This is a genomic window from Streptomyces sp. NPDC059718 (assembly GCF_042733315.1).
In the GTDB taxonomy this organism is placed as follows: Bacteria; Actinomycetota; Actinomycetes; order Streptomycetales; family Streptomycetaceae; genus Actinacidiphila.
The window spans coordinates 1-9,782 of sequence record NZ_JBHWGA010000099.1 but is presented as its reverse complement, the minus strand read 5'-3'; the positions used below and the strand labels follow the sequence as shown (position 1 = coordinate 9,782).

Annotated in this window: 9 protein-coding genes and 2 pseudogenes; 5 read left to right on the top strand and 6 right to left on the bottom strand. The window is 66.2% G+C overall.

The features are described from left to right. Positions 1–1,285 (bottom strand): S8 family peptidase (locus ACFV3E_RS45685; RefSeq protein ID WP_500542342.1); only part of this gene is annotated, 1,285 nt, incomplete at its 3' end. A 614-nt stretch (positions 1,286–1,899) separates the two neighbouring features. On the opposite strand from ACFV3E_RS45685, the gene ACFV3E_RS45680 reads away from it, so the two are divergent. Further along, complete coding sequence (locus tag ACFV3E_RS45680; RefSeq protein WP_500542340.1) at positions 1,900–2,442, top strand: transposase family protein; 543 nt, start codon at positions 1,900–1,902, stop codon at positions 2,440–2,442. Between the two features lie 76 nt (positions 2,443–2,518). Here ACFV3E_RS45680 and ACFV3E_RS45675 read toward each other — a convergent pair. Together ACFV3E_RS45675 and ACFV3E_RS45670 are read right to left on the bottom strand one after the other, a co-directional pair. Further along, positions 2,519–2,980, bottom strand: a pseudogene (locus tag ACFV3E_RS45675) (transposase); the annotation flags it as partial. Positions 2,981–3,193: 213 nt separating this feature from the next. After that, positions 3,194–4,063: a recombinase family protein gene (locus ACFV3E_RS45670; RefSeq protein WP_500542338.1), complete on the bottom strand. Its 870-nt coding sequence runs from the start codon at positions 4,061–4,063 to the stop codon at positions 3,194–3,196. Between the two features lie 283 nt (positions 4,064–4,346). Here ACFV3E_RS45670 and ACFV3E_RS45665 point away from each other — a divergent pair, with 283 nt between their 5' ends. From ACFV3E_RS45665 to ACFV3E_RS45650, 4 genes and pseudogenes are all read left to right on the top strand, one after another. Beyond that, a complete protein-coding gene (locus tag ACFV3E_RS45665; RefSeq protein ID WP_500542336.1) occupies positions 4,347–5,285 on the top strand; it encodes a LysR family transcriptional regulator in 939 nt (312 codons plus the stop codon). A 56-nt stretch (positions 5,286–5,341) separates the two neighbouring features. Next, entirely contained in the window at positions 5,342–6,064 is a 723-nt protein-coding gene (locus tag ACFV3E_RS45660; protein ID WP_500542334.1) for an SDR family oxidoreductase, read from the top strand. Next, positions 6,010–6,294 (top strand): annotated as a pseudogene (locus ACFV3E_RS45655) (NAD(P)-binding domain-containing protein); the annotation flags it as partial. The gene ACFV3E_RS45660 and the pseudogene ACFV3E_RS45655, both read left to right, overlap by 55 nt. Beyond that, positions 6,269–6,931, top strand: a complete 663-nt coding sequence (locus tag ACFV3E_RS45650; RefSeq protein ID WP_500542332.1) for an NAD(P)-dependent oxidoreductase — start codon at positions 6,269–6,271, stop codon at positions 6,929–6,931. The pseudogene ACFV3E_RS45655 and the gene ACFV3E_RS45650, both read left to right, overlap by 26 nt. Before the next feature lie 95 nt (positions 6,932–7,026). On the opposite strand, the gene ACFV3E_RS45645 is transcribed toward ACFV3E_RS45650, so the two are convergent. The 3 genes from ACFV3E_RS45645 to ACFV3E_RS45635 all read right to left on the bottom strand — a co-directional run bounded on the left by ACFV3E_RS45645 (position 7,027) and on the right by ACFV3E_RS45635 (position 9,110). Next, positions 7,027–8,073, bottom strand: coding sequence for a Tn3 family transposase (locus tag ACFV3E_RS45645; RefSeq protein WP_500542330.1), 1,047 nt, complete (start codon positions 8,071–8,073; stop codon positions 7,027–7,029). A 159-nt stretch (positions 8,074–8,232) separates the two neighbouring features. Next, the gene (locus ACFV3E_RS45640) at positions 8,233–8,526 is read right to left on the bottom strand and encodes a hypothetical protein (RefSeq protein WP_500542328.1); all 294 of its coding nucleotides are present in this window, start codon (positions 8,524–8,526) and stop codon (positions 8,233–8,235) included. Further along, positions 8,523–9,110 carry a hypothetical protein gene (locus ACFV3E_RS45635; RefSeq protein ID WP_500542326.1) on the bottom strand — a complete coding sequence of 196 codons (588 nt, stop codon included), beginning with the start codon at positions 9,108–9,110 and terminating at the stop codon, positions 8,523–8,525. Before ACFV3E_RS45635 ends, ACFV3E_RS45640 begins: the two co-directional genes overlap by 4 nt. Between the last annotated feature and the right edge of the window lie 672 nt (positions 9,111–9,782).

Below are 9,782 nucleotides of genomic sequence, written 5' to 3'. Positions count from 1 at the left end.
AGAGCATCTTCCCGCCGGCGTCGGCACCAAACGCCTCCAACGCCCCGGACAGAGTCCCCGAGCTGATCTTAGCCACAGCAACAGACGAACCCTCCAGCGAGGGCGGAATATAGAGTAGCTTGTTCGGCGATTGACCGTCCGGCAGACCTGTAATAATTCCCAGGGTGGCGTTCGCGTCAATCTGCGCGGAGATCTGCGCCGGAGTAGCATTCGCGAACTGCGGCGTACCCTGGAACATCGCCACCGCACCCGTCACAAAAGGGGCCGCTTCCGAAGTCCCCGTTTTAGTAATGGGGTCCGGGTCAAGTACCCCGGAAGAGTTTCTCCCTACTCCTCCAACGGAAGTGATCGACTCCCCAGGTGCCCAGATATCCACACAGCTACCGAAGTTAGAGCCGTCCCCTGAGTTGTACCCTGCGGGGGCCACACCGCCGACAGTAATCGTGCCAGGCGCCGCCCCGACTGGGTTGGAACAGGCGTCCAGACCCTCATTGCCAGCAGCAGTCACCACGGGGATTCCTGCGTTGATCAGGTTTTGCTCCTCGGTCACGATGCCCTGCGAGGTGCCCGGAAGGCATGGCACAATGACCCCCCCACTCTTGCAAGTAGGACCCAAACTTAAGTTCACGACTGCGGGCTTGATGGCATGATTCTCAATCCACTGTAGGCCAGCAATGACCTGGGGGTCAGGGCCAGTGCCGCCGCAGTCGAAGACTTTCACCGCAACGAGGCTTACCTTCTTGGCGACCCCGTAATCCTTACTACCCACGACTCCAGCGGTTCGGGTGCCATGCCCGTTGCAGTCGTCAGCGTTCGCCGGGTCACCACCAACCGTATTGATTCCGTATGATGCTCGACCTTCGAATTCGGGATGAGTAATCCGTATTCCAGTGTCGACGGAGTAGACATGGACACCCGAACCCCCGGAACCCATGTATCCATAGTGGTTATTTAAAAGGTTGTCCGAAGGCCTGGTCCGTTGGTCAATGCGGTCGAGGCCCCAATTCTGCAGAGGGCTCTGATCATCTTCGATATGATACATTTGCTGCTCTTGGACCCAGGATACGTCCGGGTCGGACGCGAGCCTCCTAGCCGCCGCTGGCGGCATGTCTACGGCGAACCCATGGAGCCCGGTAGCCCAGACGTCGCCCAGCTTCCCTCCAAGGTCGCGAGCGGCAACCTCGGCAACCTTCCGAACACCCAATTCCTTAACATTCGGAGTATCCTTAAGCGAAACTATATAGTGTCCCGGCAGGCCATTCCCTGAGTTTTCCCCGAGAATCACTGGGGTAGCGTGATGATCTGCGGACGCCCAAGAAACTGATCCTCCGGTGAACATCAAAGTCGCTGCCAGGGCTCCAGTGATTCCAATTATTCTTTTTGATAGCTTAAATACAGCCACTGCGACTCCCATATCTTCAACAGCCAGGCCGCGTCGACGCAGCGGGCTAAGCTGCTAGTTGGCCGCCTCTCAGAGTAACGCAGCATGTAGGCAGTTTGGAGAGTAAATAATACTCACGCCCGGGCCATCACCTCTTCGAAGTGGCAATTCGTCGGTATCGCTTCCTGATGCTCCAGCCGCACACCGTTGATTTAGCGCTTTGATCTGGCAAGCCTTCCTCCATCACCGTGACCTCGGCGTCGAGGGTGTAGTGCTGAGCGGCGACTGGGTGCTGGAGGGAGTTTTTGCTGTACTTGCTGGTCGGGTTCTTTCGGGTGCGGACCTTGTACCACAGTTGGAGATCATGTGACGTGGTCTCCCAGGGCGATTTCAAAGTCTGAGTGATCTTGTAAGCGTGCAGGTCACGGCGATGTGACGATGTCTGCCGGGTGCGCGACGCAACGAAGCTCCGTTGTGGAGGTGACCTTCCCAAGTCGCCTTCGCCCAAAGGAGCTTCGATGTGCCGCCAGTCTGCCACCGTCTGCCTGACCAAGTCGCCCAGCCGTCAGCATCGGTCGATCGGTCCGCTGGCGCTGCGGCTGCAGACGCTGGCTGATCCGCGCTCGCGGCGCGGGAAGCGTCACCCGTTCGTGGCGGTGCTGCTGGTGGCCTGCTCGGCAGTGACCGCCGGAGCACAGCCTTTCGCGGCCATCGGGCAGTGGGCCAAGAACGCGCCGCAGGACGTCCTGACCCGGCTCGGGGCCCACACCGCCAACGCGCTCGGTGTGCGGGTGGCACCGAGTGGAGCGACGATCTGCCGGGTCATTCTGCACACCTGCCCCGGCGGCCTGGCCGACCTGCTGGGATGCGAGCCGGACGGGAGCCAGACGGTGGCTGTGGACGGCAAGAGCGCGCGGCTCGCGCTATGGCACCACCCCGGCCGCCCACCTGCTGGCCGCGATGACCGGCGGCGGGCAGGCCGTCACCCAGCTGCGAGTGCCGGACAAGACAAGCGAAATGACTCTGTTGGCGATCTTGTGAGGGTGGCGCAGCAGCGGTGACGCAGAGGGTGTGGAGCCGGGTGGCTCGACTGCGGGCGTGTGTTCCTGTGCTGAGCCAGTCGGCGATGCGGGTGACGTTGCAGGCGAGGGCGGTCAGGACGTGCTGCACGTGGACTTTCCTCACGCCTCGGTAGCGGGCGCGTCGCAGGCCGTGGACGCGGATGTTCCCGGAGAGGGTGGACTCGATGCCGGCGCGGATCGCGTAGCGGCGCTGCCACTGCTCGGTGTCCTGGTCCAGGCGGTTGCGCGTCTGGATCTCGTGTAGAGGGCGGGGTAGCACCGCGATCGAGCGGGGGTAGGTGGCGGAATCGGTGCACTGGGACCGGACGGGGCAGGAGAGGCAGGTGGTCTGGTCGAATCCGATTTGGATGTATTCGTAGCCTCCGGACCGGAGAGATCCCCATCCCGTGCTGACGTGTCCCTGGGGGCAGGTGGCCTGCCGCTGGTCCCAATCGATGAGGAAGGATGACTTGTCGAAGCCCTGCCTGGCCCGGGCCTGGTGGCTGTGGTCGCGGTCGAGTGGGCCGAGCAGTTCCACCTGGTGCACCCGATGGGCGCGTTCGATCTTCCCGGCGGTGACGTAGTCGCTGTCCACGATGTGCTCGCCCGGGAGCAGCCGGCCCTCGGCCAGGTCATCGTGGATACGCTCGGTCAACTCGCCGTCCTGCACCGTGGAGACGGTAGTGGCGACGTGCACGACCACATTGGGCCGGGTGTCCTAGCTCAGACACCAGCCGCAAAGTAGCGGGGATCAGGCTCTCATCGCCGTGGCGGCCTGCTCATCGTGCTCGCGCAGCATTCGCATCACGGTGGCGGGTGAGGGGTGCTTACCCTTCTTAGCGCCCGTGGTGATGACGAGCCGCTTGGCGATTTCGCGCAGGCTCATCTGCCGCTCGCGCAGGTGGAGGGCCATGGACAGCATGGACTCGTCGGTGACGCCCGCGCCGCCGATGGTCTTGCCGCGCTTGCGGGCGGACTCATGGCCTTCGAGGGTGCGGTCGCGGACGTACTCGCGCTCCATGCCGGACATGGCCGCGAGCACGGTGAACACGATGCCGGACGGGTCGTGCGAGCCCTGCAGCTCCCCAGTGAGGAACTCCAGGCCGACGCCGCTCGCCTTCAGCTCCTCGGCAAGCATGGCGAGTTCGATGCCGCGGCCGAGGCGCTTGTGCTCGTGGACGACGAGGGTGACGTTTACGCCGGAGGAACGGATCTCCCCGGCGAGCCTGACGGCGGCTTCCAGCTCGGGGCGCCTGGTGGCGCGGCTGGGGATCTTCTCCGAGAAGACGCGGGTGACCCCGGCTTCGGCGAGAGAGTCGAGCTGTGTGTCCAGGGACTGCCGGACGGTCGAGGCACGGGCGTACCCGAGGCGGACGTGCCCGACCGGTTCGGCGCCGGCGCTCGCGGGCCGGGGCAGCTCGGTCCACACCGAGCCTGGTTTGCGTACGGCGGGGGTCGGCACGTTGAGCGCTTTGGCGAGTTGGGGCGCCAGGCGGAAGCGGGCGGTGTGGTATTGGATGGCCACCTTGCCCTTGCCGGTCCGGCACGGGGAGCCCGCGGGGGCGGCGCAGGTGGACATCGGGCAGTCGTGCGATTCCACGCGCTTGAAGTCGTCACTCACACCCCGAACTGTTTCATGAGGGTGTTTCAGAAGTCCAGTCGTTTGCAACAACTCATGAAACGTGATCGCCGCAGGTGGACTACCGGGTGGCCGGGTGTTTCATGAGCGGTCACTCATGAAACATGGGGGCGTAGGCCCGGACTCCCAAGGGGCCCAAGGGACTGCGCAGGAACAGCGTCCAGGAATTGGGCGGTACAGAGTTGCCGACCTTGGCGAGGCTGGTGGGTGCCGCTGGCCCGCTACGTTGGGGTGAGCGTGTCGGACTGGTGGAATGGGAGGGCTGGTGGTGGTGCCGGGAGTCGGTGATGGCGAGCTTGCGGTAGATCTCGGGGATCTGAGGTTGTTCGCGGTGGTGGCTGGGGAGTTGCATTTCGGCCGGGCCGCGGCTCGGCTGCATCTGAGCCAGCCCGGTTTGAGCTACCGGGTTAAGGCGCTGGAAGACGCTTTGGGGTATCAGGTGCTGGCGCGGAATCGCCGGGGGGTGCGCCTGACGCCTGCCGGGGAGGTGCTGCTTGCCGGCGCTCGCCGGTTGCTGGGGGAGGCGCATCGGGTAGTGGACGACGGTGGGCGGGTGGCGCGCGGGGAGTTGGCGACGGTTCGCGTCGGGTTTGTCGGGACGGCGCTGTACAGCCTGCTGCCTGCGGTCTTGCGTGAGGCGCGGGTGCGCTACCCGGAGCTGCAGGTGCGGGTGGAGGAGCGCAAGAGCGCTGATCAGGTGCGGTTGTTGCAGTCGGGACAGCTGGATCTGGGTCTGGTGCATCTGCCGGTGGATCCAGGGAGCGGGCTGGAGGCCACACCCGTGCTTGAGGACCCGGTCGGCATTGCTCTGCCGTCCGGACACCCGCTGGCGGAGAAGGATGCGGTCGCGCTGACCGACCTGGCAGGGGATGCGTTCGTGCTGTTCCCGCGTGAGCTGGAGCCACAGACCTACGACCGGTTCACCGACGCGTGTGTGGCGGCGGGATTCGCACCCCGCGTTGTGCATGAAGCCACCGGGCTACAGACCATCCTGGCCTTGGTGGCCGCGGGAATGGGAGTGGCGTTCGTGGCGCGGTCCGTGGCGTGCAATCTGACCCGGAGCGGGGTGGTTTTCCGGCCGCTGACCGGGCCCGCGCCGCGTTTGGTGACCGGTCCGGCCCGTCTGGCGGGCAGCGATCACCCAGGTGCGGCGCTGCTGCGTGAGGTCGTCCTCGACCTCGCTGGTAATCAGCTGGGCAAATAACAGGTGTAGAAATTCGTATTGGACGGATGACAGGGTGGATATCTAGCGTCCTGGGTATGGACATCAACAACTCGATTGCCCTGGTGACCGGTGCGAACCGGGGCCTGGGCCGCGCCCTGGTCGACTCCCTGCTGGAGCGTGGCGCGCGGAGGGTGTACGCGGCCGCTCGCGACACCGCCGCCCTGACCGGATTCCATGACCGGGTGATCCCGGTCCAGCTCGACCTGACATCCCTCGCGGACATCACCGCAGTCGTCGAGCAGGCGCCCGACGTCACCCTCCTGGTCAACAATGCAAGCACGGCCCACTTCGCCGAGCCGTTCACTGCGGAACGGGACAACATCGCGCTGGAGATGGCCACCAACTACACCGGCACCGTCGACCTGATCCGTGCCTTCGTCCCGGTCATCGAACGCGCCGGCAACGGTGCCGTGGTCAACGTGCTGTCGCTGCTCGCCCTGGCCAGCACGCCGCCGATGGCCGGCTACGCGGCATCCAAGGCCGCACTGCACTCCTTCACCCAGGCCATCCGCCCGGGTCTGCGTCAACGGGGCATCGCCGTGCACGGTGTGTACCCCGGCGGCATCGACACCGACATGCTCGCCGGGTTCGACGACGTGCCCAAGGCCAAACCGCAGACCGTCGCCGACGCCATCGTGGAGGGCGTGGCCGCCGGGCACACCGACATCTTCCCCGACCCCACCTCCCAGCAGATGTCGGCGCTGTGGTGGACCGATCCCAAGGGATTCGAGCAGGCGTTTTCCGGGGAGGGCCTGTGACCGCCGCCTTGCCGAGCGTCGCGGTGGTCGGACTGGGCGCGATGGGCTCCCGCCTGGCACGCAACCTGTGCGCCAGCGGCTATCCGGTGGTAGTCGCGAACCGGTCCCCGGCCCCGGTGCAGCAGCTGGTCGCGGCGGGCGCGTCCGCAGCCGCGGACCCCGCAGACGCCGCCTCCAGGGCAGACGTTGTCCTCGTCGCGGTCAGTGACGACGAGGTCTCCGAGACTGTGTGGCTCAACCCACGCACCGGGGTGCGGAGCGCGGCCCGGCACCCTCGCGATCGAGGCCAGTACCTTGTCCCCAGGCTGGATCCGCCGGCTCGCTACTGCGACCGGCCGGGCCGGGCTGAGATTCCTGGAGGCACCGATGATCGGTTCCCGCCCCCAGGTCGAGGCGCGGGCGCTGGTTCACCTGGCCGGTGGCCCAACCGCAGTCCTTGCGGACGCACGCAGGGTACTGGAGGACAGCGCAGCAGGGATTCACCACGCTGGCGACTACGGCACCGCCGCCACCTTGAAACTGATTGTGAACGCGTCACTGACCATCCAGGTCGCTACCCTGGCGGAACTGCTCGGGGTTGCCCGCCATGCAGGTATCGACGTGGCTGCGGTGCAGGACTTCCTCGGCGGCCTGCCGGTGACCAGCCCTGCCGCCGCACGCGCGATCGGCGTCATGGCCGCTGGCGACTTCACCCCGAACTTCCCGGTCGGGCTCGTAACCAAAGACCTGACCTACCTTGCCGCGCTCGCTGAAGAACTCAGCAGTGAGACGCCGATGACCCGAGCCGCTCTGGCCGGCTACCGACAGGCCGACGCCACCGGACACACCACCGACGACCTCACCGCCATCGCAGCCATCTACTCCTGATCATCATCGTGTACCCGCGGTGGCTACGGCAGCGGCGTCCGCCGCGGTACGGGGGCGGGGTACGGTCGCGGCCGGTTCCAGGTCGAGGCGTTTGTTCATGTCGAGGCGGAAGTGCCGTACGGGTTGACGTTGGACCAGAAGAGGGCGGTCAGGCCGCGTCGGTCCTCGTCCGAGAGCTTCTTCGCCCAGGCCGGTTCGGCGAGGACCTGCTGGACCAGCAGAGTGTTGACGTGCACGAGGGCGGACTGGAGCAGGTGCAGGGCGAGCATCGAGGTCTCGGCGTGCTCCTTGTCCGGACCGGTCAGGGCGCCGTCCTTGCCGTAGTGGAGTACGGTGTTCGCGCTGTTCCAGTTCTCGACGACCGGGAGCCCGCCGTGGATCTCGCGGCGCAGGTCGGGGCTGGCGAGATAGTCACAGGCGAAGATCGTACGCACCGCCCGGCCGAGTTCTTCGAGGGCCTGGTAGGTGGGGTGCTTGGGGCCGCCGCGGGTGAAGCGCCGCAGCACCTGCCCGGCCTCCGCCGTCCCGAGGCGCAGTGCCGTGGCGTACTTGACCATCTGGTCGTACTGCTGCTCGATCAGCTCCCAGCGGATCGGCCGCGTCAGCGAGGCCCCGAGGACGGGCCAGCCGTGCGGGGTGTCGTCGGGGCGGTACAGACGGATGCTGCCGATGTTCTTCAGCCGCGGCAGCAAGCGGAAGTTCAGCAGCTCGGTGAAAGCGAACCCGACGACGCTCGCGCCGTGCGTGTCGACGTAGTTGCACTCGATCTCGGCGTCCGTGCAGTGCCGCAGCAGGCCCTCGATCATCGCCGCGACCTCGGACGACGAACAGGACTTGAGCTGGGAATAGATGCAGACATTCTTCCGCTCGACGTGCCAGTAGATCATCACGCCGTTGCCGCCGTAGCGGACGTGGTACTCGGTCATGAAGTTGCTGGACCAGGACCCGAACTTCTTCGAGTCCGAGGCACAGGCGGTGCCGTGGCCCCACCATGCGGCGTCGCGGGCGGCAAAGGTAGCGTTCACCAGCTTCGTCACAGCGGCCCGCAGGTTGTCGACGGTGATGAAGTGCCGGCGGACGTGCCGCAGCGCCGCCTCACTCTCTCCGTGCTCGCCGGTCGCCACGATCGCGCGGATGCCCATGTTCGTGCCCAGCGCTTCGCCAAAGGCTCCTCTGGCGACCACTCTTGCCGCACGCCCGCCCCTTTGAACTCGATCACTCGATCAGACCGACGACGGCGCCGAGGGAGGGAAACGGGCTCGTCCGACTATCCGCAACCTACTTTGCGGCTGGTGTCTGAGCTAGGACACCGGGGCCACATTGGGCCGCTCCGGATCGTCACAGGTTTCAGTGAAGTGGAATCGGTAGCCCCGCCACGCCGTGCCTCGCTTGACGCAGTAGTGCGCGTCGGTGTCGTAGGGCGAGTCGAACCGGAGCGAGGCCGGCGGCAGCGCGTTCCCCTCGCGCCACCGCAGCCTTCCCCTGGAGTCCCAGTAGTACTGGTGGACCCAGACCCGGCGCAGGATCTCCACCTGCGGTAGCTCCCGTAACCGCCGCGGCGCCTGCGGGGCCCACAGCGCGGCCAAGATCTTCACACCGTCCAGGCCGATGGTCTCGCCCAGCGCGGCGACCGCCGGTTTGCCGCCCGGGACCTTTCCGATCTCGACACGGCGCCCGTAACGCTTGCCCCACTCGGGTTCGAGTAGCGGCAGCAGCCACCGTTCGTCGGCCTCGGCAAGTTCTTCCAGCGCGGCCCGCAGGCTCTCCGGACGAGCTCGAGGCGACCGAGGTTCCGCACCGCGGCCAGCACATGGGTGGAATCGGTACGCTGGCGGCCTCTCGCCTGCTCTCTGGCTCTCGGAGAAGTCACCGGGCCTGCTGTCTCCCCGCGGACCAGGTCCATGAGGTGCTGATCGCGCCACTGCTCCTCAGCCAGCGCGTCGGAGGTCAGCGCCGAGTCGTCGGCGAGATCCGGATCCCCCTCCGGTGGCAACAGGACCATTTCGCGGAGGGCTATCGACTCGGCGTTGTGCCGCATTTGCTGGAGGCGAGCGACCCTCTCCAGGTAGGACTCCCCCGGCACTGTGGGCTCGTCAAGGCGATCTGCTGCCCACAGTGCCTGCACCTCCCGTGCGACGTCGTCGCCCAGGATCGTGAAGAAGCTCTCCGGGTCCGACAACGCGTCCACACTGTGCGGGCGGAACTCCGCCCAGTGCCGCCATGCCCGTCGCCCGTGCTGATTCACGTCCACCACTCCCCACATCCAGCGGGCAGCGCAGAACGGTCACGGACTTGCACAGCAAGCCTGCGCCACCAAATGGGATGGTCAGGGGTCAGGCCATCCAGCGGCGGTTCTGACCTGTTTTGTTCCTTGTGGTGGAACGAAGAGGTTGCCGGCTCCGACGACCGTCCTGTCTGGTGGGAAGCGCCAACGGCCGACCGGCAGTCAGGAGACCCGGCACGCTGACTGTGACGGCGACCGAGTGTGGGGATTGCGGATGCCAGTTGGCGAGGTATCCCAGGAAGCGCATGCGGCCGCTGGTCCGGCGATTTCCGCACGACGATCCTGCCTCCCGAGCCGCCAACTGGGAATCGGCACATACCTGTGATCTACGGCAAGGCAGGTGCTGCTCGCCATCTATCGGTCGCCATCACACAGGCAGGCCGAGTCGGCTGGCCGGCTGCTTCAGATGTAGACAGGGGGCCGGCTAGTGCGTTGGCCACGAACGTTGCCGGGTGTTGGTGACTCGCCGGTTGGTGCTCGCGGTGCTGGGTTTGTAGGCGTCATCCTCGATATCGACGTGGTCGCTGTTGAGGGTGAGGGCGAAGATGGCAGAGCCGGTCAGGGCAC